The organism is Streptomyces sp. AC627_RSS907 (genome assembly GCF_019049165.1).
In genome coordinates, this window is the sequence record NZ_JAGMUE010000084.1 from 1 (window position 1) to 26,558 (window position 26,558).

The 26,558-nt window shown below is 71.9% G+C and carries 21 protein-coding genes; 10 read left to right on the forward strand and 11 right to left on the reverse strand.

Translation table 11 applies throughout. The features are described 5' to 3' along the window. Positions 1–272: 272 nt before the first annotated feature. The 3 genes from KUM32_RS19040 (at position 273) to ybaK (ending at position 2,639) form a co-directional block, all read left to right on the forward strand. Positions 273–1,301, forward strand: a complete 1,029-nt coding sequence (locus KUM32_RS19040; RefSeq protein WP_217143123.1) for a hypothetical protein — start codon at positions 273–275, stop codon at positions 1,299–1,301. A gap of 11 nt (positions 1,302–1,312) precedes the next feature. Continuing rightward, entirely contained in the window at positions 1,313–2,053 is a 741-nt protein-coding gene (locus KUM32_RS19045) for an LON peptidase substrate-binding domain-containing protein (RefSeq protein ID WP_217143124.1), read from the forward strand. An 82-nt stretch (positions 2,054–2,135) separates the two neighbouring features. Next, on the forward strand, positions 2,136–2,639 hold the full coding sequence (gene ybaK / locus KUM32_RS19050) for a Cys-tRNA(Pro) deacylase (RefSeq protein ID WP_217143192.1): 504 nt from the start codon (positions 2,136–2,138) through the stop codon (positions 2,637–2,639). A gap of 32 nt (positions 2,640–2,671) precedes the next feature. Here ybaK and KUM32_RS19055 read toward each other — a convergent pair whose 3' ends face one another. From KUM32_RS19055 to KUM32_RS19070, 4 genes are all read right to left on the reverse strand, one after another. After that, positions 2,672–3,376 carry an AAA family ATPase gene (locus KUM32_RS19055; protein ID WP_217143125.1) on the reverse strand — a complete coding sequence of 235 codons (705 nt, stop codon included), beginning with the start codon at positions 3,374–3,376 and terminating at the stop codon, positions 2,672–2,674. Positions 3,377–3,410: 34 nt separating this feature from the next. After that, positions 3,411–4,235, reverse strand: a complete 825-nt coding sequence (locus tag KUM32_RS19060; protein WP_217143126.1) for an ABC transporter permease — start codon at positions 4,233–4,235, stop codon at positions 3,411–3,413. 89 nt (positions 4,236–4,324) lie between these two features. Beyond that, a complete protein-coding gene (locus tag KUM32_RS19065; RefSeq protein WP_217143193.1) occupies positions 4,325–5,299 on the reverse strand; it encodes an ABC transporter ATP-binding protein in 975 nt (324 codons plus the stop codon). 121 nt (positions 5,300–5,420) lie between these two features. Further along, the gene (locus KUM32_RS19070; protein WP_217143127.1) at positions 5,421–6,638 is read right to left on the reverse strand and encodes an NYN domain-containing protein; all 1,218 of its coding nucleotides are present in this window, start codon (positions 6,636–6,638) and stop codon (positions 5,421–5,423) included. Positions 6,639–6,875: 237 nt separating this feature from the next. Here KUM32_RS19070 and KUM32_RS19075 point away from each other — a divergent pair, with 237 nt between their 5' ends. After that, positions 6,876–7,040, forward strand: coding sequence for a hypothetical protein (locus tag KUM32_RS19075; RefSeq protein ID WP_217143128.1), 165 nt, complete (start codon positions 6,876–6,878; stop codon positions 7,038–7,040). Between the two features lie 126 nt (positions 7,041–7,166). Here KUM32_RS19075 and dnaE read toward each other — a convergent pair whose 3' ends face one another. Then, positions 7,167–10,706 (reverse strand): DNA polymerase III subunit alpha, encoded by a 3,540-nt coding sequence (gene dnaE, locus KUM32_RS19080; RefSeq protein ID WP_217143129.1) that lies wholly within the window; start codon positions 10,704–10,706, stop codon positions 7,167–7,169. Between the two features lie 282 nt (positions 10,707–10,988). Between dnaE and KUM32_RS19085 the strand changes: the two genes are divergently transcribed. The 4 genes from KUM32_RS19085 (at position 10,989) to KUM32_RS19100 (ending at position 15,798) form a co-directional block, all read left to right on the forward strand. Further along, the gene (locus tag KUM32_RS19085) at positions 10,989–12,329 is read left to right on the forward strand and encodes a DUF2252 domain-containing protein (protein WP_217143130.1); all 1,341 of its coding nucleotides are present in this window, start codon (positions 10,989–10,991) and stop codon (positions 12,327–12,329) included. A gap of 69 nt (positions 12,330–12,398) precedes the next feature. Continuing rightward, positions 12,399–13,106, forward strand: a complete 708-nt coding sequence (locus KUM32_RS19090) for a hypothetical protein (protein WP_217143131.1) — start codon at positions 12,399–12,401, stop codon at positions 13,104–13,106. Between the two features lie 76 nt (positions 13,107–13,182). Beyond that, positions 13,183–13,983: a DsbA family protein gene (locus KUM32_RS19095; protein ID WP_217143132.1), complete on the forward strand. Its 801-nt coding sequence runs from the start codon at positions 13,183–13,185 to the stop codon at positions 13,981–13,983. A gap of 129 nt (positions 13,984–14,112) precedes the next feature. Continuing rightward, positions 14,113–15,798, forward strand: coding sequence for an alkaline phosphatase (locus tag KUM32_RS19100; protein WP_217143133.1), 1,686 nt, complete (start codon positions 14,113–14,115; stop codon positions 15,796–15,798). Here the strand turns inward: KUM32_RS19100 and KUM32_RS19105 are convergent. Next, positions 15,783–16,406, reverse strand: coding sequence for a dienelactone hydrolase family protein (locus KUM32_RS19105; RefSeq protein WP_217143134.1), 624 nt, complete (start codon positions 16,404–16,406; stop codon positions 15,783–15,785). The genes KUM32_RS19100 and KUM32_RS19105 overlap by 16 nt on opposite strands. Positions 16,407–16,513: 107 nt before the next feature. Between KUM32_RS19105 and KUM32_RS19110 the strand changes: the two genes are divergently transcribed. After that, a complete protein-coding gene (locus tag KUM32_RS19110) occupies positions 16,514–17,638 on the forward strand; it encodes a mechanosensitive ion channel family protein (RefSeq protein WP_217143135.1) in 1,125 nt (374 codons plus the stop codon). A 139-nt stretch (positions 17,639–17,777) separates the two neighbouring features. Here the strand turns inward: KUM32_RS19110 and KUM32_RS19115 are convergent, their stop codons facing one another. The 5 genes from KUM32_RS19115 to KUM32_RS19135 all read right to left on the reverse strand — a co-directional run bounded on the left by KUM32_RS19115 (position 17,778) and on the right by KUM32_RS19135 (position 22,489). After that, the gene (locus KUM32_RS19115; protein ID WP_217143136.1) at positions 17,778–19,370 is read right to left on the reverse strand and encodes a Na+/H+ antiporter; all 1,593 of its coding nucleotides are present in this window, start codon (positions 19,368–19,370) and stop codon (positions 17,778–17,780) included. A gap of 90 nt (positions 19,371–19,460) precedes the next feature. Continuing rightward, entirely contained in the window at positions 19,461–19,946 is a 486-nt protein-coding gene (locus KUM32_RS19120; protein ID WP_217143137.1) for a GNAT family N-acetyltransferase, read from the reverse strand. After that, a complete protein-coding gene (locus KUM32_RS19125) occupies positions 19,943–20,887 on the reverse strand; it encodes an RluA family pseudouridine synthase (protein WP_217143138.1) in 945 nt (314 codons plus the stop codon). Before KUM32_RS19125 ends, KUM32_RS19120 begins: the two co-directional genes overlap by 4 nt. Before the next feature lie 65 nt (positions 20,888–20,952). Further along, positions 20,953–21,546 (reverse strand): signal peptidase II, encoded by a 594-nt coding sequence (gene lspA, locus KUM32_RS19130; RefSeq protein ID WP_217143139.1) that lies wholly within the window; start codon positions 21,544–21,546, stop codon positions 20,953–20,955. Positions 21,547–21,646: 100 nt separating this feature from the next. Beyond that, positions 21,647–22,489 (reverse strand): TraR/DksA family transcriptional regulator, encoded by an 843-nt coding sequence (locus KUM32_RS19135; protein WP_217143140.1) that lies wholly within the window; start codon positions 22,487–22,489, stop codon positions 21,647–21,649. A 642-nt stretch (positions 22,490–23,131) separates the two neighbouring features. Between KUM32_RS19135 and ileS the strand changes: the two genes are divergently transcribed. After that, positions 23,132–26,278: an isoleucine--tRNA ligase gene (gene ileS, locus KUM32_RS19140; protein WP_217143141.1), complete on the forward strand. Its 3,147-nt coding sequence runs from the start codon at positions 23,132–23,134 to the stop codon at positions 26,276–26,278. Positions 26,279–26,558 lie beyond the last annotated feature (280 nt).

Below are 26,558 nucleotides of genomic sequence, written 5' to 3' on the forward strand. Positions count from 1 at the left end.
GCCCCGAAGTCCGCGCACGACGCGGCCGGCCTCCGCAAGAACCACCGCCCCCCGGCGGAGACGGACAGCCATCGACGCGACACGCCCCCACCGGGGCGCACCCACCCCCGACCGGAAGACCACACGACGCCGCCACGCGACCCGCCCCCACCCCGGCGGACGGCCACCGACACGAGCCGGGCAAGCCGCACGATGGTGCGGGTGGGGACACGAACGGCCGAAAGGGAAGCCGGGCGCACAACCATCACGAACCATCGGCCGTCGTACAGGCCATGCTGCGCGCGTTCCTCCGGACCCCCAGGGCCACGGCCCGTTTCCGGACGTCCCGGTTCGTCCAAGACGACGACGTGCTCCTCGACGCCCCCGACGACCGCCTCGCCCCCGCCCTGGTCGCGGCGGCCCGCGGCGACCACGGTCCCGCCGCCGACCTGCTCGCCCGCACCCGCCAGAACGCCGAGTGGGAGCACCGCGACCGCTACGCGACCCGGCTCGCCGCCTTCGCGCGCTCGCGTGCCGAGTGGCTGGAGGACTGGCGTGCCACCGCCCCGGGCGACCCCGACGGCCTTCTGGTGGCCTTGCGGCTGACCGTGGACCGCCACTGGGACTCCCCCGCCCGCGCCGAACTCCTCCGCCAGGTGAGCCCCTCGGTCGCGGCCGCCGCCGAGTCGGCCGGTCCCGACCCCGTACCGTGGCGCACCGCGCTGGACACCGCGCGCGGTGCCCGCGCCCCGCACGCCGAGTTCGCGCGGCTGTGGGCACAGGCGGTCCGCCGTTCCCCGCACCACTACGGCTGCCATGTCGCCGCCCTGGAGTACCTGGCGGCGGCCTCACCCGGCGCCCACCGCGAGTGCCTGGACTTCGCCGAGAGGGCCGCGCAGGACGCCCCCGAGGACGCGCTCGTACGGGCGCTGCCGGTACGGGCGGCGTTCGCGTGCCTGACCGCTCACGGCGGGGGCGGAGCGGCCGGCGCGTACCGGGCGCGGCTGGACGGCGCGGCCGACCGCGCCATCGCCCTGTCGGCCGCCCTCCCCGCGGCCGACCCGTGGCCGGCGGCGCTGCGCAACGTGCTGGCGTACGTCCTGGTGCGCCTGGGGCGCCTTCAGGACGCGGCGGAACAGCTGCGCCTGACCGGCCCGTACGTCACCTCCTTTCCCTGGGACCGGGACGCGGACGACCCGCTCGGCCGCTTCCTCGAGGTGCGTGCGGACGTGCGCGCGAGGGTGCTCTCCGGGCCCGGGGCGACAGGTTCGGGTCATCCAGGAAGTGGGCACGTCGGTCGCGTCCGCTCCGACGACCATTAGGCTTCTGCGTCGTGACCACCGTCCGGCTCCCCCTCTTCCCCCTGAACTCGGTGCTGTTCCCGGGGCTGGTGCTCCCGCTCAGCATCTTCGAGGAGCGCTATCGCGCCATGATGCGCGAGTTGCTGAAGACCTCCGAGGACGAACCGCGCCGGTTCGCCGTCGTGGCGATCCGCGACGGCTACGAGGTGGCCCCGAGCGCACCCGGCATGCCCGACCCGACGGCAGCGCTGGAGCGAGGGCCCGCGGCCGGGTTCGGGCCCGATCCGCTCAAGGCGTTCCACAAGGTGGGCTGCGTCGCGGACGCGGCGACCGTCCGCGAGCGGGCCGACGGCACCTTCGAGGTGCTGGCGACCGGCACGACCCGGGTGCGGTTGCTGTCGGTCGACGCCTCGGGCCCCTTCCTGACGGCCGAACTGGAGCCCCTGGCCGAGGACCCCGGCGACGAGGCGGGGGCGCTGGCCGAAGGTGTGCTGCGGTCCTTCCGTCAGTACCAGAAGCGGCTGGCGGGAGCCCGCGAGCGGTCACTGGCGACGGGCGCCGACCTGCCGGACGAACCGGGCGTGGTCTCCTACCTGGTCGCCGCCGCGATGATGCTGGACACGCCGACGAAGCAACGCCTGCTCCAGGCCCCGGACACGGCCTCCCGTCTCCGGGACGAGCTGAAACTCCTTCGCTCCGAGACGGCCATCATCCGTACGCTGCCGTCGTTGCCGGCGGCGGAACTGACGCGCGGCCCGATGAGTCTCAACTGAGCAGCCCCAACTCACGAATCTCGTTCACCGATTCCCTCTCATGAGCACCGGCTCATGCGTCACAACCGAGGTACTGGCCGGGATGGCGAAGAAGTCGAAGAAGCAGCAGCAGTCGGGCGGCACCCCCGCGACCGTCGCCCTCACGGCGGCCGGAGTGACGTACACGGTCCACGCCTACGACCACGACCCCGCCCACCCGTCCTACGGGGAGGAGGCGGCCGAGGCGATGGGCGTCTCCCCGGAGCGGGTCTTCAAGACGCTGGTGGCAGACGTCGACGGAGCGCTGACGGTCGCGGTCGTCCCGGTGGCGGGCCAGTTGGACCTGAAGGCGCTGGCCGCCGCGGTGGGCGGCAAGCGGGCGGCGATGGCCGACCCGGCCCTGGCCGAGCGCACCACGGGCTACGTACGGGGCGGCATCTCCCCGCTCGGCCAGCGCAAGCGGCTCCGGACGGTCCTGGACGCGTCGGCCTCCGGTCACTCCACGATCTGCGTCTCGGCGGGCCGCCGCGGGCTGGAGGTCGAGCTCTCCCCCGACGACCTGGCCAGGCTCACGGACGCGGTCCTCGCTCCTGTCGGCCGGGCCTGACGTCACCCGTCCCCGGCGCGGAGGCGGAAGGGCTACGCGGGCTTCTCCCCCTGGGGCGCCTGCGACTGCTGCTGCCCGGACACGGGCCACGGGTCCGGGTCCCGGGGCCCGAACAGCCCCGTCAGGCCGAGGTGGACCGCCAGCGCCGTGAACGGCCACGCCAGCAACGCGCCCTTCGCCCCCAGCTCGAGCGGCGCGGGGAACGTCACCCCCTTGCCCACCTCCTTCGCGTGGGCGAGCACGTCCTGGGTCGGCCCCAGCCACACCCCGACCCGCCAGGCCAGCAGCGACCCGAGCAGCCCTCCGACGCCCAGCGCCACCACCAGCGGCACTCCCCCGCGCCGGCGCAGCAGGAAGACGGCCAGTGCGCTGAGCGCCCCGAGCGCCAGGGCGAGCAGCGTGAAGGTGCCGTCGACGCCGATCGCCTGCTCGCCCTCGGAGTCCTTGAGGTAGACCACCCAGTTGTCGCCGGCCCTGTCCCCGACCAGGGGGACGCTCGGCGCCAGCCGCCACCACAGCAGGCCCAGCAGCACACCGGAGAGCGCCATCGCCACCACGGTGACGGCGGCCTGACGCACTTCGGTCAACATTCCGGGGCCGTCCTGTTCGCCGTGGTGGTCGTGCGTGGCGCCGTAGGCGGTGCCCACCGCGTGCGCACCGACGGGCGGCGGCACCGGGCCGCCCTGGTACGACGAGTGTCCGTTCGGCGGTGGTGGTGGAGTCAGGGGTGCGGTCACACCGCCATCGTGCCAAACCCGCCTGTGCGGCGCGTCACCGGACGGCGGCCCGGCGGTACGCCCAGGTGGCGACGGCCAGCGAGATCACGCCGACCACGCCGCACACCGCGAGGTCGCCGAGGACGAAGGCCCAGTGGGGCCGCGGCTCGAACGTGCGCGCGAAGGCTTCCACGCCGTACGTCGAGGGCAGCAGGTCGCGGGCCAGGCGGATCACCTCCGGCATCCGCTCGGCCGGCAGCACGCCCAGCAGGAGCGCCGCCGACATGCCCAGCTGGCCGAGGAGCGTGGCGAACTCCGGCCGGGGCGCCAGCAGGCCGAGCGCCGCGCCCAGCCCGGCGAGCGCGGCGCCCGCCAGCGGGATCACGGCGGCCAGCACCCACAGGTGCGTCATCGGCAGCCCGAACAGCACGCACCCGAACACCGCCGTCACCAGGGTCCCCGGCACCGTGAAGGACGCGTACGCGCCCGCCGCGCCCAGCACCACCGCGGCCGGCGGCACCGGCAGCGTCGCGTAGTGGTCGAGCCCGCCGCTCGCGCGCAGCTGCCCGAAGTACTGGGCGAGGAGGTTCAGCGCGACGAAGGCCACCACGAGCACCGCCGACCCGGCGACCACGGCCTGCGCCTCGCCGCCGCCGTCCACGACGCCGCGCATCAGGATCATGATGCCGATCGACTGGAAGGTGGCCACGAACAGCAGCGGTATGCGCGCGACCCGCGCCCGGGAGAGCTGCGCCCGGTAGACGGCCGCCAGGGAAGGCCACAGCCGCGCCCTGGGCCCGAGCTCGGCCGCGCCGGCGGCGCCCTGCTCCTCGCCGGCCAGGTCTCCGCCCGGCACGACATCGGCGGGTACGACACTCACGTCGCGCTGCTCCCCTTCGCTAGGGTCGTTCGAAGCGGTCGCCCTGACGGGTACGGATGCGGCGGCCGGCGTGCTCGCCGTTCGGATGGTCAAGCCCTCACCAGCCCCTGCCGCGCGGCGCCGCCCAGCGCCAGGTACACGTCCTCCAGGCTGGGCGTGGCCAGGGTGAAGTCGTCCAGGGCGGCGAAGGCGGCGCCGCCGGTGACGGTGGCGACGACGGCGCGGGCCTCCTCGGGGGCGAGCCGCAGCGTCCAGCGGCGTCCCGACTCGGCGGCACGGTCGCGCAGCGCGGCGACCTCGGGGACGTTCAGCGGTGCCGTCTCCCGCCACACCAGGTCGACGCGGACCTCCCCCGCGACCTTCTCCTTGAGCCCGGAGGGCGTGTCGCAGGCGATCACGCGCCCCCGGTCCAGCACGGCGACCCGGTCCAGCACCGCCTCGGCCTCGATGACGTTGTGGGTGACCAGCAGCACGGTCGTGCCGCGCTCGGCGCGCCGCCGGTCGACGGCGGCCCACACCGCGCGCCGCGCCACCGGGTCCATGCCGGTGGTCGGCTCGTCCAGGACGAGCAGCGGGCGTTCGCCCACCAGTGCGGCGGCGAAACAGGCCAGGCGGCGCTGGCCGCCGGAGAGCTTCTTGATCGGGCGTGAGGCGATCGCGGCCAGGCCCAGCTCGTCGACGACGGCGTCCCGCTCGGCGCGCGCCCGCCGCGCCTCCAGGCCGCGCAGCCGTCCGGTGGTCTCGGCGGCGAGCGACACGGTCAGCTCGTCGAGGGCGCTGGACTCCTGGCCGAGGTAGGCGAGGATCCGCGCGGCGCGCTCCGGGTGGCGCACGATGTCGTGCCCGAGGATCTCCACGCTGCCGCGGTCGGGCCGCATCAGCCCGGTGAGCTGCCGTACGAGGGTGGACTTGCCGGCGCCGTTCGGTCCGAGCAGGCCGAAGATCTCACCGCGGCGGATGTCCAGGGTCACGTCGTCGGTGGCCCGCACCTCGGGGGTCGCGGGAGCGCCCCGCCGGCCGCGTACCGCGGGATAGGTCTTGGTCAGTGCGCGCACCGCGCACACGGCATCGCCACCGGGTCGAGGTGCCTGTGCCGCGCGCGTACTCACAAGGGACGAGACTACGGGGTCCGTCTCCCCGGTCCGCCCTCGGGTCCGCCCATAAGTGTCTATTCGGCCGGGGGACTCACTCCGCCGCGGGGGTGCGCTCGGTCGCCGTCCGGGCGTCGATCTCCCGCCAGAACCCGGCCCGGATCGCGTACCGGTCGTGCTCGTCGATCTGGTCGTCCTTGTGGGCCAGCAGTCCGAAGCGAGCGGCGTAGCGCAGCAGCTCCCCGTCGACGCGGTGCGGGATGCGGGGGTACATCCCGGAGAGCTTCTGCAGGTGGCCGTGGTCGCCGAGGCGTTCCAGCCAGCGACGGGCGAAGACCTGCCCGACCTCGTACGGGTCGCCGCCGACCGTGGTGATGTCCTCCTCGCGGTCGGCCCAGCGCTGTTCGGCCGTGGTGAGCTGGGCCAGCGTCGGCAGTGAGGCGGCCTCGGACGGCTCGGCGGCGGGCCGGTCGACCCAGCCCTTGTCGGAGGACCAGCGCAGGGTCGCGGTCGTGGGCTGCGGGGCGGCGGGGTGGGCGCCGGGGGCGCGCAGCGAGGCGAGGTCCTTGGGGGTGGGGACGCCCTTGGCGGGCGGTACGCGCTCCTCGGTGCCGTTGCGGGCGGCGGCGGCCGTCGTGGGGTGCTCCGGCTCCTCGGCACGCCGCTCCGTGGCCGTGGCGAGGGAGGACTCGGGCAGCGGCGCGGAGAGGATCGCGGCGATCTCGGGGCGGGGCACGGGCGGGGGCGCGCAGATCCCGCCGAGTTCCTTGGCGCGTACGGCCTTGGTGATCCACGCACGGTCCAGGACGCGCCGCTCGTCGGCCTCGGCGACCAGGTCCTCGGACTGGTTGTAGTCGCCGTCGGCGGCCTGCACGGCCCACAGGTGGACGGCGACGCCGTGCTCCTTGGCGGCCATCATGCCCGGCAGCAGGTCGCCGTCCCCGGTCACCAGGACGACGTCGGAGCAGGCGCGGTTGCGGGCCAGTTCGGTCAGCTCGGCGTGCATGGCGGCGTCCACGCCCTTCTGGGCCCAGCGGCCGTCACTGCGCGTGAGCGCGCCCAGCCGGACGGTGACCCGGGGCATCACGCGCAGCCGCCGGTGTTCGGGCTGCGGGACGCGGTCGGGGGCGCCGTCGAACCAGTAGATGCGCAGCAGGGGCTGCTGCGTGTCGGACTCGGCGCGGTCACGCAGGCCCTGGATGAGAGCGGCGTGATCGACGGTGATGCGCGAGCGCGAGGGCTCACCGGCGAGGAGACTGGCGGCGGCCCCCAGCAGATACCCGGCGTCCACCAGGACGATGCAGCGGTCCACGCGATCCACCCTCTTTCCGGGAGGTTTGCTTCGGGCTTCCTTCGAGTCTGCCCGACCACGCGGAGGTTAACGGCTCGAACTCGATCTTCGGCGTGGCGTTTCCTCGCCCCCCGCTCGCGTCCCGAGCCCCGATCACCCGTGTCACGCACGGTAATTACCCGATATGCGTTCTTTATCGGCTTATGTGAATCTGGTTCCGGCCCTGGCCCCTAGATCCCCCTCAGGAGGTAGATCACCATGGCCAAGAACAAGAGCAACCGTGATCGTAAGCAGCCCCGGACCGAACGCGCCCAGCAGACGGGCGAGTCGCCCGTGATGAGCCGCGAGGAGCAGCACGCCCCCCAGATGACGCCCGGCGACATCGCCTCCCGCAAGCGGCAGAAGCGCTTCGGCCACAACTGACGTCCGCGCGACGGGCCGTCGCGGTCCCGCGGCCACGAGGGGCGCACCCGGTACCGGGTGCGCCCCTGGCTCGTTCCGCGCTCGCCCCTCGCTCGCTTCGCGCTGATTCAGCCTTGTTCCGCCCGCTCAGCCCGCCAGGCAGGACGGCCCGAGCAGCACCTTCAGGTCTCCGAAGAGAGCGGGGTCCGGCTTCACCCGGTGCCGGTCCAGGCGCAGCACCGTCGTCTTCGTCGGGCCCTGGAGCTTGATCCGCACCTCGCTGTCGCCCCTGTGGTGCGTGAGGATCTCGCCGAGGCGGCTGACCATCGGCGGAGTGACCCGCGTGGCCGGGATGGTGAGGACCACGGGCGCGTTGGTGCCCGCGTTGGACAGGTCCGGGATCATCAGCTCCATGGCGACCAGCCGGGGCACGTCCTCCCGCTTGTCGAGGCGCCCCTTGACGAACACCACGGCGTCCTCGACGAGTTGGGTGGAGACCAGCTGGTACGTCGCCGGGAAGAACATGCACTCGATGGAACCGGCCAGGTCCTCGACGGTGGCGATGGCCCAGGCGTTGCCCTGCTTGGTCATCTTGCGCTGGAGGCCGGAGATGATGCCGCCGATGGTGACGACCGCGCCGTCGCCGAAGTCACCGCCGGTGAGCTGGGAGATGCCCGCGTCGGCCTTGTCGGACAGCACGTGCTCCAGGCCGAAGAGCGGGTGGTCGGAGACGTAGAGACCGAGCATCTCCCGCTCCTGAGCGAGCAGATAGGTCTTGTCCCACTCGTCCTCGCCGAAGACGACGTCGAGTCCGAACCCCGGCTCGTCGCTCTGCTCGTCGCCCATGCCGCCGAAGAGGTCGAACTGGCCCTCGGCCTCCTTGCGCTTGACCGCCACCACGTTGTCGATCATCGGCTCGTACTGCGCGGTGAGGCCCTTGCGGGTGTGCCCCAGCTCGTCGAAGGCGCCGGCCTTGATCAGCGACTCCGTCGTCCGCTTGTTGCAGACGACCGCCTCCACCTTGTCCAGGTAGTCGGGGAAGGAGACGTACTTCCCCTTGGCCTTGCGGCACCTGATGATCGACTCGACGACGTTGGTGCCCACGTTGCGGACGGCGGAGAGGCCGAAGAGGATCACGTCGTCGCCCTGCGCGGCGAAGTTCGCCATGGACTCGTTGACGTTGGGCGGCAGGACCTTGATGCCCATGCGGCGGCACTCGTTGAGATAGACCGCCGACTTGTCCTTGTCGTCCTTGACCGAGGTGAGCAGCGCGGCCATGTACTCGGCGGGGTGGTTCGCCTTGAGGTACGCGGTCCAGTACGAGACCAGGCCGTACGCGGCCGAGTGCGCCTTGTTGAAGGCGTAGCCGGCGAAGGGGACCAGCACGTCCCACAGCGCCTGGATGGCCTCGTCGCTGTAGCCGTTCTTCCGGGCGCCGGCCTGGAAGATGACGAAGTTCTTCTCCAGTTCCTCGGGCTTCTTCTTGCCCATCACGCGGCGGAGGATGTCGGCCTCGCCGAGCGAGTAGCCCGCGATGATCTGGGCCGCCTTCTGCACCTGCTCCTGGTAGACGATCAGGCCGTAGGTGACGGACAGGACCTCCTCGAGAGGCTCCTCCAGCTCCTTGTGGATCGGCGTGATCTCCTGGAGGCCGTTCTTGCGCAGCGCGTAGTTGGTGTGCGAGTCCATGCCCATCGGGCCGGGACGGTAGAGCGCGGAGACGGCGGAGATGTCCTCGAAGTTGTCGGGCTTCATCAGCCGCAGCAGCGAGCGCATGGGGCCGCCGTCGAACTGGAAGACGCCGAGCGTGTCGCCGCGCTGGAGCAGTTCGAAGGTCGTGGGGTCGTCCAGCGGCAGCGACAGCAGGTCGATGTCGATGCCCTTGTTGGACTTCACCATCTTGACGGCGTCGTCCATGATCGTCAGGTTGCGCAGGCCGAGGAAGTCCATCTTCAGCAGGCCGAGCGACTCGCAGCTCGGGTAGTCCCACTGCGTGATGGTCACGCCGTCGGTGTGCCGGACCCAGACGGGCACGTGCTCGGTGATGGTCTCGCTGGACATGATGACGCCGGCGGCGTGCACGCCCATCTGCCGCACCAGGCCCTCGACGCCCTTGGCGGTGTCGATGACCTTCTTCACGTCCGGCTCGTTCTCGTACATCGAGCGGATCTCGCCGGCCTCGCTGTAGCGGGGGTGGGTCGGGTCCGTGATGCCGTTGAGGTCGATGCCCTTGCCGAGGACGTCGGCGGGCATGGCCTTGGTGAGCCGGTCGCCCATCGCGTACGGGTAGCCCAGTACACGGGCGGAGTCCTTGATGGCGTTCTTCGCCTTGATCTTGCCGTACGTGCCGATCATGGCGACCTTGTCGGCGCCGTACTTCTCCGTCACGTACCTGATCACCTCGACGCGCCGACGCTCGTCGAAGTCGATGTCGACGTCGGGCATGGAGACGCGCTCGGGGTTGAGGAAGCGCTCGAAGATCAGACCGTGCGGGATGGGGTCGAGGTCGGTGATGCCCATGGCGTACGCCACGATCGAACCGGCCGCGGAACCCCGGCCGGGGCCGACCGCGATGCCCTGGTTCTTGGCCCACATGATGAAGTCGGCGACCACGAGGAAGTAACCCGGGAACCCCATCTGGATGATGACGTCCATCTCGTACTCGGCCTGCTTCTGGCGGTCCTCGGGGACGCCGCCGGGGAAGCGGCGCTCCATGCCGCGGCGGACCTCCTCCTGGAACCAGGTGACCTCGGTGTAGCCCGCGGGGATGTCGAACTTCGGCATGAGGTCGCGCTTCTCGAACATGCCGGTGGTGTCGATCATCTCGGCGATCAGGCGCGTGTTGGCGCAGCCCTCCTGCCAGGCGTCGGAGGAGTCGATGGCGTACATCTCGTCCGTCGACTTCAGGTAGTAGCCGGTGCCGTCGAAGCGGAAGCGGTCCGGGTCGGAGAGGTTCTTGCCGGTCTGGATGCACAGCAGGGCGTCGTGGGCGGTCGCCTCGTGCGCGTAGGTGTAGTGCGAGTCGTTGGTGACCAGCGGCGGGATGCCGAGCTTCTTCCCGATCTCCAGCAGACCGTCGCGGACCCGGTGCTCGATCTCGATGCCGTGGTCCATCAGCTCCAGGAAGTACCGGTCCTTGCCGAAGATGTCCTGGTAGTCGGCGGCGGCCTGGAGGGCCTCGTCGAAGTGGCCGAGGCGCAGGCGGGTCTGCACCTCGCCGGAGGGGCAGCCGGTGGAGGCGACGATGCCCTCGGACCACTGGGAGATGGTCTCCTTGTCCATCCGGGGCCACTTCTGCAGCCAGCCCTCGGCGTACGCGTCGGAGGAGAGCCGGAAGAGGTTGTGCAGGCCCGTCCGGTTGGTCGCCCACATCGTCTTGTGGGTGTAGCCGCCGGAACCGGAGACGTCGTCCCGCTTCTGGTGCGGCTGCCCCCACTGGATCTTGCGCTTGTTGCGGCGCGACTCGGGGGCGACATACGCCTCGATGCCGATGATCGGGGTGACTCCGGCCTTCTGCGCGGAGTGGAAGAAGTCGTAGGCCCCGTGCAGGTTGCCGTGGTCGGACATGGCGATGTGTGTCATGCCCATCTCATTGCAGGCGTTGAACATGTCCTTCAGCCGCGCGGCACCGTCCAGCAGCGAGTACTGGGTGTGGACGTGCAGGTGCGTGAACGGCGGCTTGGTCACGTTCGGCCTCCAAATCAGGGCTTCGGCGCGAAGCGCCTCGTTGAGGGGTGGTGGTCGGGCGACGGGAGGGCTGGGCGAAGGACTGCGGACAGTCCGGGGGTCAGCGTCGAAGTCTATGCCTCACGACTGACACTCCGGGGCGCTGCGCGCGTACCGTCGGGGGCGGGCCCGCGTGTCGGGCGGGCCCCCGGGGGCGGGCACTCCCGCACCTCTTCGCACGTTCCGCCGAGTGGAGGATCCGCTCCACTCGTCACGCACCACCCGCACCAGGAGGCACCAGGCATGTCGGCAGCGCAGCTCAACGGGGAGCACCGCGGCGAGGAGATCCTCGCCGTCTTCGACACCGCCTTCGGCCAACTGCTGGCCGCCGATCCGGCGGCGTTCCGCGTGAAGTTCCGGAAGATGGCGGCCTCGGCCTTCGCCTTCTACCGCGGCACGGCATGCCTCTTTTACCACGATTTGACCGAGGACCCGGAGTTCGGGTCGGCACCCCGCGGCCCGTACCTGGACGAGCGGACCTCCCGGGTGTGGATCCACGGCGATCTGCACGCGGAGAACTTCGGCACGTACATGGACTCCACCGGCCGGCTGATCTTCAATGTCAATGACTTCGACGAGGCCTACGTCGGCCCCTTCACCTGGGACCTCAAGCGCTTCGCCGCCTCCGTGGCGCTGATCGGGTACGCGAAGGCGCTCAGCGACGAGCAGATCACCGAGCTGGTGCGGGTGTACGCGAGCGCGTACCGTGAGCGGATCCACGCCCTGGCCACCGGCGCCAAGAGCGACGAGGTGCCGCCGTTCACGCTGGACACCGCGGAGGGGCCGCTGCTGGGCGCGCTGCGCGTCGCCCGCTCCCTGACCCGCTTCGGGCTGCTCGACTCGATGACGGAGATCCGCGACTTCGAGCGCCGCTTCGCCTCCGGCGGCGGCTCCGTCGAGCTGGACGCGGCCACGCGCTACAAGGTGCTCGCCGCCTTCGACGGCTACCTGGAGACGCTCCCCGAGTCGTCCCTGGCCCGCCCGGACTCCTACCGCGTGAAGGACGTCGTCGGCCGCCGCGGCATCGGCATCGGCTCCGCCGGCCTGCCCTCGTACAACATCCTCCTGGAGGGCAACAGCGACGCCCTGGAGAACGACGTCGTGATCTACATCAAGCAGGCCCAGACCCCGGCGGTCTCCCGGCACGTCACCGACCAGGCGATCAGCGACTACTTCCAGCACGAGGGACACCGCACGGTGATCTCCCAGCGCGCCCTCCAGGCGCACGCCGACCCCTGGCTGGGCTGGACCGAGCTGGACGGCTCCGGCCAGCTCGTGGCGGAGGTGTCGCCGTACGCCGTGGACCTCGACTGGGGCGACATCGACGATCCGGAGGAGATCGCCGAGGTCGTCGCCGACCTGGGCCGGGCCACGGCGACGATGCACGCGGCGGCGGACGACCAGTCCGGCGAGTCCCTGGTGCCGTTCTCCACCGAGCGGGCCATCGACGCGGCGATCGCGGCCGACGAGGAGGGTTTCGCGCCCCTGCTGGTCGACTTCGCCCACCGGTACGGCGCACGCGCGCGTGCGGATCACCAGACCTTCGTCGACCTCTTCCGCAACGGCCGGATTCCCGGTCTGTAACGGTCGTCTCTCTCACAGGAACCCTTTAGGGGTCTCTTACCGGGACCCGTGACACACTCTTGTCTCGCTATGGACATATCCGGAACCCCGCTCAGAGCCGTACGCGCGGCGCTGTTCACGGCACTCGTCGTGACGCTCAGCACCGCGTCGCACGTGCTGCTGTCCGGGGTTCCGCTGCCGCTGCGCACGGTGGGCGCGGTGGCCGCCGCCGTGTTCCTGATCGCGTACGCCCTGGCCGGGCGGCGCGAGCGCGGCTTCGGGCGGATCGCCGCCCTGCTGATCCCGCTGGAGCTGGCCGCCGACACGGTCTTCACCACCGGTCAGCACCTCTGCTACGGCAGGACGGGCGGCCCGGTCGGGGGCCCGCTGCGCGCCGTCGGCTTCGACGTGCTGTGCGGCGACGGGACCGGCGTGCACGCCGGCGTGGCGGCCCCGCTGACCCGGGTGACCGGCGCCGAGACCGACCGGCTGGCGGCCGTGCTCGCCGACGCCGACCCGGCGACCGCGTGGCTGCTGCTCGGCGCGCACGTCGGCGTCGGACTGCTGGCGGCGGCCTGGCTGCGGCGCGGCGAGCGCGCGCTGGCCCAGCTGCTGAGCGCGGTGGCCGCGACCACCTTCCGTCCGCTGCTGATCGCCGTCGCGGCCGTGGCCGTACGCCGGGACCCCGCGGCCGGCCGCCCGGCGCCCCCGGTGCGCCGCTCCGCCGGCGCCCGCGAGCTGATCCTCACGCACTGCCTGGGGCGGCGCGGACCGCCGTGCTCGGTCGCCTTCGTGTGACCCGTCAGCGAGCACAGCAGTCCCCCACACGTTTTCCGCACACTCCCGTGTGCGCGTCCCCGGAGAGATCATCACCATGAGCAAGCGGAACAGCCAGGCGGCGAAGACGGCGGCCCGTGAGCGTCTGCGCCAGGAGCGCGAGCGCCAGGCCAAGCGCGACAAGGCCAAGCGGCAGGTCATCGTGGCCTGCTCCATCGTCGGTGTGCTGGCGATAGCCGGCGGCATCAGCTACGCCGTCGTGCAGAGCAACAAGCCCTCGGGCTGGGACAAGGCCGCCGAGGCGAAGGTGGTGGCCCCCGCCAACACCTCCGGCAAGAACGGCACCACGGTCCTTCTCGGCGAGTCCAAGACCGACAACGTCGTCCACCTCTACGAGGACCCGCGCTGCCCGGGCTGCGCCGCCTTCGAGCAGAGCATCGGCGAGGCCGTCAACAAGGGCATGAAGGACGGTCAGTACAAGCTCTCCTTCACCATCGGCACCTTCCTCGACGGCAACCTGAGCGGCGAGGGTTCGAAGAACGCGCTGAGCGCGCTCGGCGCCGCGCTGAACGTCGGCCCCGACGCGTTCCTCGACTACAAGACCGCGCTGTTCTCCGCCGAGTACCACCCCGAGGAGTCGACCGACGAGTTCGCCAAGGACGACTACCTGATCAAGGTGGCCGACACGGTCGACGCCCTGAAGAACAACAAGAAGTTCCAGGACGCCGTGAAGAAGGGCACCTACGACGCCTGGGCGATGAAGATGAGCAAGTCCTTCGACGACGCCGACGGCGTCCAGTCGACCCCGACCATCAAGATCAACGACAAGGTGATCGAGACCCCGAGCACGGCCGCCGAGTGGCAGAAGGCACTCAAGGACGCGGGCGTCACCAAGTGACCGACGCCTGAGCGCCGTCCGCGCGCTCCCGCTTCGGCGGTGACGCCGCGCGGAAGCCCGGCGAACGAGCGGGCGAACTTTCGACGGTTCGCCCGCTCCCGCGCATACCGATCAGTAACCTGATCGGCCGTGACCATTCGACACAGATCATCCGAGAGCACACCCGCGTCTTCGGCCGAGCGTGCCGGCGCCCGTGCGCCCAGCCGCCGTACGGTCGTCCGGGCCGCGGCGGCCGGTGCCGTCCTGGCCGCCCCGCTCGCCGCGGCGCTGCCCGCCGGTGCCGCCGGCGTCGCCCCCGCCTTCCTGCACGGCGTCGCCTCCGGCGACCCGCTGCCCGACGGTGTCCTGCTGTGGACGCGGGTGACCCCGACGCCCGAGGCGATACCGGGCTCGGGGATCGGACCGGACACCGAGGTGCGCTGGGTCGTCGCGACGGACAAGGCGTTCACGGACGTCGTCGCCGAGGGATCCCTCACCGCGACCGCCGCCTCCGACCACACCGTCAAGGCCGACGTCCGGGGCCTGGCACCCGCCACGGACTACTGGTTCCGCTTCTCCGCGGGCCCCACCGACTCCCCCGCCGCCCGCACCCGCACCGCCCCCGCGGCCGGCGCGGCCGTCGCCGGACTGCGCTTCGGCGTGGTGTCCTGCGCCAACTGGGAGGCCGGGCACTTCTCGTCGTACCGCCATCTCGCGGCCCGGGGCGACCTGGACGCCTGGCTGCATCTGGGCGACTACATCTACGAGTACGGCACCGGCGAGTACGGCACCCGCGGCACCGTCGTCCGCCCGCACGCGCCCGCCCACGAGATCGTCACCCTCGCCGACTACCGAGTCCGGCACGCCCGTTACAAGACCGACCCCGACCTGCAGGCACTGCACGCGGCGGCGCCCGTCGTGGCGATCTGGGACGACCACGAGATCGCCAACGACACCTGGTCGGGCGGTGCCGAGAACCACACCGAGGGCGCGGAGGGCACCTGGTCCGCCCGGCAGGCCGCCGCCAAGCAGGCCTACTTCGAGTGGATGCCGGTACGTCCGGCGGTCACCGGCAGCACCTACCGCCGACTGCGCTTCGGCAAGCTGGCCGACCTGTCGCTGCTGGACCTGCGCTCCTTCCGCTCGCAGCAGGCGGCGCTCGGCGACGGTGAGGTCGACGACCCGGACCGCAGTCTCACCGGCCGCGCCCAACTCGACTGGCTGAAGGCCCAGCTCGCGTCCTCCGACACCACGTGGCGGCTGGTCGGCAACCCGGTGATGATCTCGCCGTTCGCGATCGGCTCGCTCTCCGCCGAGTTGCTCAAGCCGCTCGCCGAGCTGCTGGGCCTGCCGAAGGAGGGCCTCGCCCTCAACACCGACCAGTGGGACGGGTACACGGACGACCGCCGCGAGCTGCTGGCGCACCTGCGCGCGCACGCCGTCCGCAACACGGTGTTCCTCACCGGCGACATCCACATGGCGTGGGCCAACGACGTGCCGTTCAACGCCGGTACGTACCCGCTGTCCGCCTCGGCCGCCACGGAGTTCGTCGTGACCTCGGTGACCTCCGACAACCTCGACGACATCGTGAAGGTCCCCGAGGGCACGGTCTCCGCGGTCGCGGCGCCGGTCATCCGGGCCGCGAACCGGCACGTCCACTGGGTCGACACCGACCGGCACGGCTACGGCGTGCTGGACATCACCGCGGACCGGGCGCAGATGGACTACTACGTCGTCTCCGACCGCACGGATCCGGACGCCACGTCGAAGTGGGCCCGCTCGTACCGCACGCGCAGCGGCACGCAGCGCATCGAGCGCGCCTACGCCCCGGTCTGACCTCCGGGGCGATCCCCGGTCCCGGGCGCGCCCTCCTCCTGGAGCGAGTCGAGGAAGCCGAGCGCCACCCGCCACGTGGCCTCGGCTGCCTCCTCGTCGTAGTCGGGCAGCCCGGGGTCGGTGTAGAGGTGGCCGGCCCCGGCGTATCTGTGCACCTCGACGTCGGCGCCGACCCGGCCCATCTGGAGGTACCAGGCGCTGAGCCAGTCGTCCGTCTCGAAGGGGTCCGGCTCGGCGACGTGCAGCTGGACCGGCAGGTCGTCGACCGAGGCGTTGGGCGCGATGTCCGAGGTGCCGTGCAGGAGGAGCAGTCCGCGTGCCCGGTGGTCACCGAGGGCGAGGGTCTGGGCGATGGAGGCGCCGAGCGAGAACCCGGCGTAGACCAGGCCGCGCTCGGAGTAGGGGGCGGCGGCCAGCACGGCCCGCTTCAGCAGCTCCTCCCGGCCGATGCCGTCCTGGTGGGCCATGCCCTCCTCGACCGTGTCGAAGGTCCGGCCCTCGTAGAGGTCCGGGGTCCACACCTGGTGCCCGGCGTCGCGCAGCCGGTCGGCGGCCTGCCGCACCGCGGGCCTCGGGCCGAGGGTCGAGTGAAAGAGCACGATGTTCATGAGGCCATGGTGCCAGCCGGGTCCGACATCGCGGTGCGCGGCGGCCCCCGAGGGGCGGGACGGAAGTCACAGGTTCACGCCCGGCCGGGGCGGTTACGTTCGTGGGCATGGAGACCATACTCCGCCCGCTGATCGTGGTCGGTGGTTCCGTCCTGCTGACCCTGGTCATCGGATGGGCCACCGACCTGCTGCTGCGCAAGGCCGACGGACGGCACCCCGAGACACCTCTGTGGGGGCTGCTGCGCCGCGCCCGCATCCCCTACCAGGCCATGCTGTGCGCGGCGCTGCTGCGAGGGTCGTACGTCGAGGCGGGGGTGTTCCCGGAGCACCGGTCGTCGGTCGGCCGGCTGCTGACGCTCGTGCTGATCGGCTCGGTGGCCTGGCTGGTGGTCCGGATCGCCGCGGCGGTCGTCGAGACGTCGTACTCCCGCTACGCCCACACCCACGCCCAGCGCGACCCGGCCCGGGTGCGTCGGGTGCGCACCCAGGTGTCACTGATCATGCGGGTGGTCTCGGCGGTCGTCGGCGTGGTCGCCGTGTCGGCGATGCTGCTGACGTTCCCGGCGATGCGCGCGGCGGGTGCCTCGCTGCTGGCCTCGGCCGGTGTGCTCGGCATCGTGGCCGGCATCGCCGCCCAGTCCACGCTCAGCAACATGTTCGCCGGGTTCCAGATCGCCTTCGGCGACATGGTGCGCATGGGCGACACGGTCGTGGTGGACGGGGAGTGGGGCACCGTCGAGGAGATCACGCTGACCTTCCTGACCGTGCGTACCTGGGACGAGCGCCGGATCACCATGCCGGTGTCGTACTTCACGTCCAAGCCGTTCGAGAACTGGTCGCGCGGCACTCCGCAGATGACCGGGATCGTGTACTGGCACCTCGACCACACGGCACCGCTGGACCTGATGCGGGAGCGGCTGCGCGACATCCTGCGCGAGTGCCCGGCCTGGGACGGCCGCGACTACAACCTGACCGTCACGGACACCACCCAGAACACCATGCAGGTGCGGGCCCTGGTGACGGCGAAGGACGCGGACGACATCTGGACGGTACGGGTCACGGTCCGAGAGGGGATGATCCGCTGGCTCGTCGACGAGCACCCCTACGCGCTGCCCCGCGTCAACACCGCGGACGCGTCCCTGCGCCCGTCCGCCGACGGCCTCCACCACCCCCGCCGTTCCCCCGACGACGGCCCCCGCCGCTTCCCGGAGCAGCCCACGAAGAGCCTGTGACCGCCGGGGCGGGTCTGCGCGGGATCACCCGGGGGCGGTAGCTCCCGGGGCGGTAGCTCCCGGGGGGCGGAACGCACCGTGACCGCCGTGCGCCGGCCGGCCCGGCGCACGGCGGTCACGGGGGCTGACCGGTCCGGTGTCACCGCAGGCTGCGCACGTCCAGCTGGCGCAGCACCCGGTCCACGATCTCCGGGTCGGCCCCGGGTTCGCTGCGTGCCGCCAGCACCTCGTGCCGGGCGGCGCTCAGCATCTCGCCCTGGATCCGGCGGATCCGCTTCAGCCGCCGGGCCCGCTGCTCCTGCGCCTCGCGCCGCTCCTCGTCACCGATGTCGGGGCTGATCCGCATCCCGATGTCATAGGCGCGGTGCAGCATCTGCTCGGACAGCTCCTCCGGCAGCTCCTCGACCGCCTCGATCTCCTTCAGCCGCTGCTTCGCGGCCTTCGCCGCCCGAACGGCCAGCGTCTTCTCGTAGTCCTTCTCCCGCTCGGTGTCCGCCCGCACCCCCAGCCGGCCCACCAGCCACGGCAGCGTCAGCCCTTGCAGCAGCAGCGTGACCATGATCACCCCGAACGCGATGAAGATGATCTCCTCCCGCTTGGGGAAGGCCGAGCCGCTGTCCGTCTCCAGCGGAATCGCGAGGGCCAGCGCGACCGAGGCGACCCCGCGCATCCCCGCCCACCACATGACGACGGTCTCCCGCCAGCTCGTCGGGATGTCCTCGTCGTGGTCCCGGTCCCGCAGGGTGTGCAGGCGCTGGGTCAGCCAGGTGGCCGGCAGCAGCCACACCAGCCGTACGAGGATCACCACGCCGGAGATCGCCGCGGCCCATCCGAGCAGTTCGGTCCACCGCCCGGAGGCCGTGTGGATCGCGTTGTGCAGCTCCAGGCCGATCAGCCCGAACGCCACACCGGTGACGAGCGTGTCGACGACGTCCCAGACGGTGTGCCCGGCGAGCCTGGTCATCACGTCGTCGGCGCCGACCGCGTACTCGGCGAGGAACATCGCGGTGGTGAGCACGGCGAGCACCCCGGAGCCGTGCAGCTCCTCGGCCAGGACGTACGCCACGTAGGGCACCAGCAGCGTCAGCCCGATCTGCAGGGTCACGTCCCCCAGCACGTCCAGCAGCTTGTTGGCGCCCCAGCCGAGCGCGAGGCCCACGGCGACGGCGACGACGGCGGACAGCACCAGGTCGAGCCCGGCCTTCCAGGGCGAGAAGGTTCCGCCGACGGCCGCCGCGATGGCCACGTGGTAGAGGACGATGGCCGTGACGTCGTTGAACAGCCCCTCGCCCTCCAGGATGGACACCAGGCGGCGCGGCAGTCCCAGCTGCCCGGCGACGGCGGTCGCCGCGACCGGGTCGGGCGGCGCCACCAGCGCGCCCAGCGCGAAGGCGGCGGCGATCGGCAGCCCCGGCACGATCGCGTGGGCCACCGTGGCGACGCACGTCATGGTGACGAAGACCAGCGCGACGGCCAGCAGGAAGATCGGCCGCTTGTTGGCCGCGAACTGCCGCCAGGACGTCCGCCGTACGGCCGCGTAGAGCAGCGGCGGCAGCAGCGCGGGCAGGATGAGCTCGGGCGGGATGTCGACGTTGGGCACGAAGTCGAGCAGGGCGAGCACGATGCCGAGGAGCGTCATCAGCACCGGCGCCGGCAGCCCGAGCCGGTCACCGACCGGGACGCTCAGCAGGGCCCCGAGCAACAGCATGAACAACAGGGCCAACTGATCCACGGTCACCGCTCCGGTCGGGTCTCGGCGTACACACGGCGGACCTCAAGCCTGCCACGACACCGGCCCCACCAGCGGGTTCGGCACCTCCGGTTACAAGGCGCGCCGCATCGCGCGGTGGGGTATCCCGGCGTCGGGGAACTCCGGTCCGTACGCCGCGTACCCCAGTCGCGCGTAGAAACCCAGGGCGTGGGTCTGCGCGTGCAGGTCCACCCCCGTGAGTCCACGCGCGCGTGCCGCCTCCTCCAGGGCCCGCACCAGCGCGGCACCGACGCCCAGTCCGCGGGCGTCCCGGGTGACGGCGAGCCGGCCGAGGGAACCGACGGCCGGGTCGCCGTCGCCGTTCCTCGCCGCGGCGGCCTCACCGAGCAGCAGCCGGCCGGTGCCCAGGGCCACGCCGTCCTCCCTCACCGCGAGGACGTGCACGGCATCGGCGTCGTACGCGTCGTACTCGATGTCCTCGGGGACCTGCTGCTCGCGGACGAAGACGTCCTTGCGCACGGCGAAGCACGCCTCCCGGTCGGCGGGGCCGTCGGCGAGGCGGACCCGGTAGGCCGGGACGGGGCGCGCGGTGCTCACCCGTAGGTCTCCTCGCGGACCAGGTCGAGGGCCTGCTGGAGGTCCTCGGGGTAGTCGCTGGCGTACTCGGCCCACTGTCCGTCGCCGGGGTGCTCGAAGCCGAGGCGCACGGCGTGCAGCCACTGGCGGGTGAGGCGCAGCCGCTTGGCGAGGGTCGGGTCGGCGCCGTAGGTCAAGTCGCCGACGCAGGGGTGGCGGTGGGCGGCCATGTGGACGCGGATCTGGTGGGTGCGGCCGGTCTCCAGCTTCACGTCGAGCAGGGAGGCGGCGCGGAACGCCTCGATGAGGTCGTAGTGGGTCACGGAGGGCTTGCCCTCGGCGGTGACGGCCCACTTGTAGTCGTGCTGCGGGTGGCGGCCGATGGGGGCGTCGATGGTGCCGCTGGTCGGGTCGGGGTGGCCCTGGACGAGCGTGTGGTAGCGCTTGTCGACCGTGCGCTCCTTGAACTGGCGCTTGAGGGAGGTGTACGCGCGCTCCGACTTGGCCACCACCATCAGACCGGACGTGCCCACGTCGAGGCGGTGGACGATGCCCTGCCGCTCGGCGGCGCCGGACGTCGAGATGCGGTACCCGGCGGCGGCCAGCCCGCCGATGACCGTCGGTCCGCTCCAGCCGGGCGAGGGGTGGGCCGCCACGCCGACCGGCTTGACGATCACGACCACGTCCTCGTCGTCGTGCACGATCTCCATTCCCTCGACCGGCTCGGCCACCACCTGCACCGGCGCGGGCGCCTGCGGCATCTCGACCTCGAGCCAGGCGCCGCCGTGGACCCGCTCGGACTTGCCGACCACCGATCCGTCGACCTGCACCTTGCCCGCCGCGGCGAGCTCCGCGGCCTTGGTACGGGAAAAGCCGAACATGCGGGAGATGGCGGCGTCGACGCGCTCGCCCTCCAGGCCGTCCGGCACGGGCAGGGTACGGATCTCGGGAATCGTGCTCACCCGTCGAGTATGCCGGACGGGCCGGACAGTCCCGAACGCGCGCCCGGCCCTCGCCCGGCCCTCGCTCAGTCCTTGTGGACGGTCCCGTCCGGGTCCAGGCCCCGGAAGGAGAGGATCACGATCAGGATGCCGCCGCAGACGATCGCCGAGTCGGCGAGGTTGAAGACGGCGAAGTGCTTGGGCGCGATGAAGTCGACGACCGCGCCCTCGAAGACACCGGGCGACCGGAAGATCCGGTCGGTGAGGTTGCCGAGGGCGCCGCCGAGCAGCAGGCCGAGCGCGATCGCCCAGGGCAGGCTGTAGAGCTTGCGCGCGAGCCGGGAGATCACCACGATCACGGCCGCCGCGATCACCGTGAAGATCACGGTGAAGGCCTCACCGATGCCGAACGCCGCGCCCGCGTTGCGGATCGCCGCGAACCTGAGCCAGTCCCCGATGATCTCCACGGGCTCGTGGTGCTCCAGCTTGGCGACCACGATCATCTTGCTGACCAGGTCGAGGAGGTACGCGAACACGGCGACCGCGAACAGCACGGCGACGCGCCGCCTGCCCCGGGGACGCTCCGGGGCCTGCTCCTGCTCGGCGTCGGGCCGCTCCTGCCCGTCCCCCGCCGCGTCCGGGGTGTCCGGCGTACCGATGATGCGCTCCGCCTCTGCCACGTGAGTCCCTCGACCTAGGTACCTGACTGAGGACGAGGGTACGGCACGCCCTGCGTCCCGTACGTGCTCAGGAGGCGTACGGAGGCGGTGGGGCGGCGGATCAGTACCGGCGCTCCTGCTTCTGCTTGCACTCGACGCACAGGGTGGCCCTCGGGAAGGCCTGCATGCGCGCCTTGCCGATGGGGTTGCCGCAGTTCTCGCACAGACCGTAGGTGCCCGCGTCCAGGCGTTCCAGGGCGCGCTCGGTCTGGGTGAGCATCTCGCGCGCGTTGGCGGCCAGCGCCAGCTCGTGCTCGCGCGTGATGTTCTTGCTGCCGGTGTCCGCCTCGTCGTCGCCCGCGCCGTCCCCGGAGTCGCGCATCATGCCCTGCAGCGACCGCTCGGAGGAGTCGATCTCGGTGCGCAGCCGGTCGGCCTCGGACTGCAACCCGCCGCGCGCCTCCTCCACCTCTTGCGGGGTCCAGGGTTCCTCGCCGGGGCGTACCGCGAGGTCGCCGGGCTCAGCGGCGGCGCCGCGCGCCTTGGGGACGGCGGACTTGGCCGCCGTGGCCGTGCCAGGGGTCTTCTTCGCAACCACCGTCGTGGCTCCCGTCTGCTCCGCGGCCTCGGCCGCGCCCGCCTTCTTCGCCGTGCTCTTCTTCGCCGTGCTCTTCTTCGCCGCGGCCTTCTTCGCCGCGGTCTTCTTGGCCGCGGCCTTCTTCGCGGCGCTCTTCTTCGCCGCGGTCTTCTTCCCGGCCGGCGCACTCCCGGCGGCCGGCGCACTCTCGGCGGCCGTCTCCCCGACGGCCGCCCTCTTCCCTGCCGCCGTCTTCCCGCCGGGCCCTTCTGCCCCGCCGCCGGGGCCGCGTGCCGCGGCCGACGCGGGGACCGCACCGCCGGAGGCGCCGGCATCCGTGGATCTGCCGGACGCCGCCTGCTGTACGGCGGTCTTCTTCGCCACCATGGCCGCGGCCCCTTCACATTTTGTGATCTTGCGCGCGAATCGTGCTGGGACGATAAATCGACTCGAGTCCCGCGGCAACGGGGCACGCCGCCCGATCCGCCCGCCCACCGTGCGCCGCGCGGCGAGCATGCATGCGTTGTGCCCAGCTCCCCGCCGGGTAATCCGCCGGGCCGCGGCCCGGCCGGGCCGCCCGGGAGCCGCACGCCCGACGGCGGCATTCGGGTCACACCCGGCCGTACGGAGGCCGCGCGCGGGGCGTACGGGCGCCGCGCTCCACCCGGCGTGAAAAACCGGGTCGGCCGCTGTCCGCGCGGCGCCGTACACTGGGCGGAGCGAAAAGCGTGGATGGGGACGAGTAGCGGCGTACGCAGCCCAGAGCGACCCGGGGACGGTGTGAGCCCGGGGGTGAGCGCGACGTGAAGATCACCCCGGAGCCGCCGGAAGAAAGCCGTGACGTGACAGCCGCGGCGAGTAGAACCGGCTCGCGGCCCCAATGAGGGGGCTCACCGGTGCACAGGGCGCACCGGGGGGTCAAGGAGGGTGGTACCGCGGGAGCGCGCCGCACACAGCGGCGTAGGTGGCCATGACGGCCCGGCTCTCGTCCCTCCGACGGAAGGCAGCACGTCCGCCGGAGGAAGCTCGTTGAATACGCAGCCGCAGTACCGCCAGGTGCCCGCCCAGGTCGACCTGCCCGCGCTCGAACACGCGGTGCTCGACTTCTGGCGCGAGCAGAAGATCTTCGCCAAGAGCCTCGAGCAGTCCGAGGGCCGCCCCGAGTGGGTGTTCTACGAGGGCCCGCCCACCGCCAACGGCATGCCGGGTGCCCACCACATCGAAGCGCGCGTCTTCAAGGACGTCTTCCCCCGCTTCCGCACCATGCGCGGCTACCACGTGGGCCGCAAGGCCGGCTGGGACTGCCACGGCCTCCCGGTGGAGCTCGCGGTGGAGAAGGAGCTCGGCTTCTCCGGCAAGCAGGACATCGAGGCGTACGGCATCGCCGAGTTCAACGCCAAGTGCCGTGAGTCGGTGACCCGCCACACCGACGCCTTCGAAGAGCTCACGACCCGCATGGGCTACTGGGCCGACCTCCAGAACCCGTACCGCACGATGGACCCCGAGTACATCGAGTCCGTCTGGTGGTCGCTCAAGGAGATCTTCAACAAGGGCCTGCTGGTCCAGGACCACCGCGTCGCCCCCTGGTGCCCCCGTTGCGGCACCGGCCTGTCCGACCACGAGCTGGCGCAGGGCTACGAGACGGTAGTCGACCCCTCCGTCTACGTCCGCTTCCCGCTGACCTCGGGCCCGCTGGCCGGCGAGGCGGCCCTCGTGGTGTGGACGACCACGCCCTGGACCCTGGTCTCCAACACCGCGGTCGCCGCGCACCCCGAGGTCACCTACGTGGTCGCCACGAACGGCGAGGAGAAGCTCGTCGTCGCCGAGCCGCTGGTCACCAAGGCCCTCGGCGAGGGCTGGGAGACCACCGGGCAGTCCTTCACCGGCGCCGAGATGGAGCGCTGGACGTACCAGCGGCCCTTCGAGCTCGTGGAGTTCCCGGAACCGGCGCACTACGTGGTGAACGCCGAGTACGTCACCACGGAGGACGGCACCGGTCTGGTCCACCAGTCCCCCGCCTTCGGTGAGGACGACCTCAAGGTCTGCCGCTCCTACGGCCTGCCCGTGGTCAACCCGGTCCGCCCGGACGGCACCTTCGAGGCGGACGTCCCGCTGGTCGGCGGCGTCTTCTTCAAGAAGGCCGACGAGAAGCTGACGGAGGACCTGGACACCCGGGGCCTGCTGTTCAAGCACATCCCGTACGAGCACAGCTACCCGCACTGCTGGCGCTGCCACACCGCGCTGCTGTACTACGCGCAGCCGTCCTGGTACATCCGGACCACCGCCGTCAAGGACCGTCTCCTCGAGGAGAACGAGAAGACCAACTGGTTCCCGGACTCGGTCAAGCACGGCCGGTACGGCGACTGGCTGGACAACAACATCGACTGGGCGCTGTCCCGGAACCGCTACTGGGGCACCCCGCTGCCGATCTGGCGCTGCGAGGAGGACCACCTCACGGTCGTCGGCTCCCGCGCGGAGCTGACCGAGCTGACCGGCACCGACCAGTCCGGCCTGGACCCGCACCGCCCGTACATCGACGAGGTCACCTTCGCCTGCCGCCACGACGGCTGCGGCAAGGCGGCCACGCGCGTGCCGGAGGTCATCGACGCCTGGTACGACTCGGGTTCGATGCCGTTCGCGCAGTGGGGCTACCCGTACAAGAACAAGGAACTCTTCGAGTCCCGCTACCCGGCCCAGTTCATCTCCGAGGCCATCGACCAGACCCGCGGCTGGTTCTACACGCTGATGGCCGTCGGCACCCTGGTCTTCGACAAGTCGAGTTACGAGAACGTCGTCTGCCTCGGTCACATCCTCGCCGAGGACGGCCGCAAGATGTCCAAGCACCTGGGCAACATCCTGCAGCCGATCCCGCTGATGGACCAGCACGGCGCCGACGCGGTCCGCTGGTTCATGGCGGCCGGCGGCTCCCCGTGGGCGGCCCGCCGCGTCGGCCACGGCACCATCCAGGAGGTCGTCCGCAAGACGCTCCTCACCTACTGGAACACGGTCGCCTTCCAGGCCCTGTACGCCCGCACCACCAGCTGGGCGCCCAGCGAGGCCGACCCGGCGCCGGCCGACCGCCCGGTCCTGGACCGCTGGCTGCTGTCCGAGCTGCACGCCCTGACCGACCAGGTCACCCAGGCGCTGGACGCCTACGACACCCAGCGCGCGGGCAAGCTGCTGTCCACCTTCGTCGACGACCTGTCGAACTGGTACGTACGCCGCTCCCGTCGCCGCTTCTGGCAGGGCGACAAGGCGGCCCTGCGCACGCTGCACGAGGTCGTCGAGACGGTCACCAAGCTCATGGCCCCGCTGACCCCGTTCATCACCGAGCGGGTCTGGCAGGACCTGGTCGTGCCGGTCACGCCGGGCGCCCCGGAGTCGGTGCACCTGTCCTCCTGGCCGGAGGCCGACCTGTCGGCGATCGACCCGGAGCTGTCGAAGCAGATGCTCCTGGTCCGCCGCCTGGTCGAACTGGGTCGCGCCACGCGCGCCGAGTCGGGTGTCAAGACCCGCCAGCCGCTCAAGCGCGCGCTGATCGCGGTGGCCGGCTTCGACGCGCTCTCCCCCGAGCTGCACACGCAGATCACGGAGGAGCTGAACGTCGAGTCCCTGGCGTCGCTGAGCGAGGTCGGCGGCTCCCTGGTCGACACGACCGCGAAGGCCAACTTCCGGGCGCTGGGCAAGCGGTTCGGCAAGCGGGTCCAGGACGTCGCGAAGGCCGTCGCGGGCGCGGACGCCGCCGCGCTCTCCCTGGCACTGCGGGAGGGCACGGCCTCGGTGGAGGTGGACGGTGAGACGATCACCCTCGCTCCCGACGAGGTGATCATCACGGAGACGCCGCGCGAGGGCTGGTCGGTCGCCTCCGACTCGGGCGCGACGGTGGCGCTGGACCTGGAGATCACGGAGGAGCTCCGCCTCGCGGGCCTCGCCCGGGACGCGATCCGTCTGATCCAGGAGGCCCGCAAGAACAGCGGCTTGGACGTCGCCGACCGCATCGCCCTGCGCTGGACGGCCACGGACCCGGCGACCGTCGCCGCCCTGACCGGCCACTCCGCCCTGATCGCCGACGAGGTCCTGGCCACGGACTTCGCCCAGGGCGAGGCGGACGACACGTACGGGGAGCCGTTCACCGACGAGGGCCTGTCCCTGACGTTCCGCCTGCGCAAGCAGTAACCGAACAGCACTCGGCCCGGCACTCTCCTCCGAGGGTGCCGGGCCGAGTGCTGTCGCCGCACCCTGCGCCGTGGCGGGGCGCGCGCCGGGGAGGGGGTGTCACTCACCGGCCCCGGCCGATCAGGCGCGGGTGTCGCTCACCGGCACCTGCCGGGCCCCGGCCGTTCAGGCGCCGGGCGAGACACCACGGCCCGCGTCCACGCGCGCACGGCACGAGGGCGGGCCCCGGGTCAGAAACCCGGGGCCCGCCCTGAACGCTGCCGACGGCTACGTCGTACTA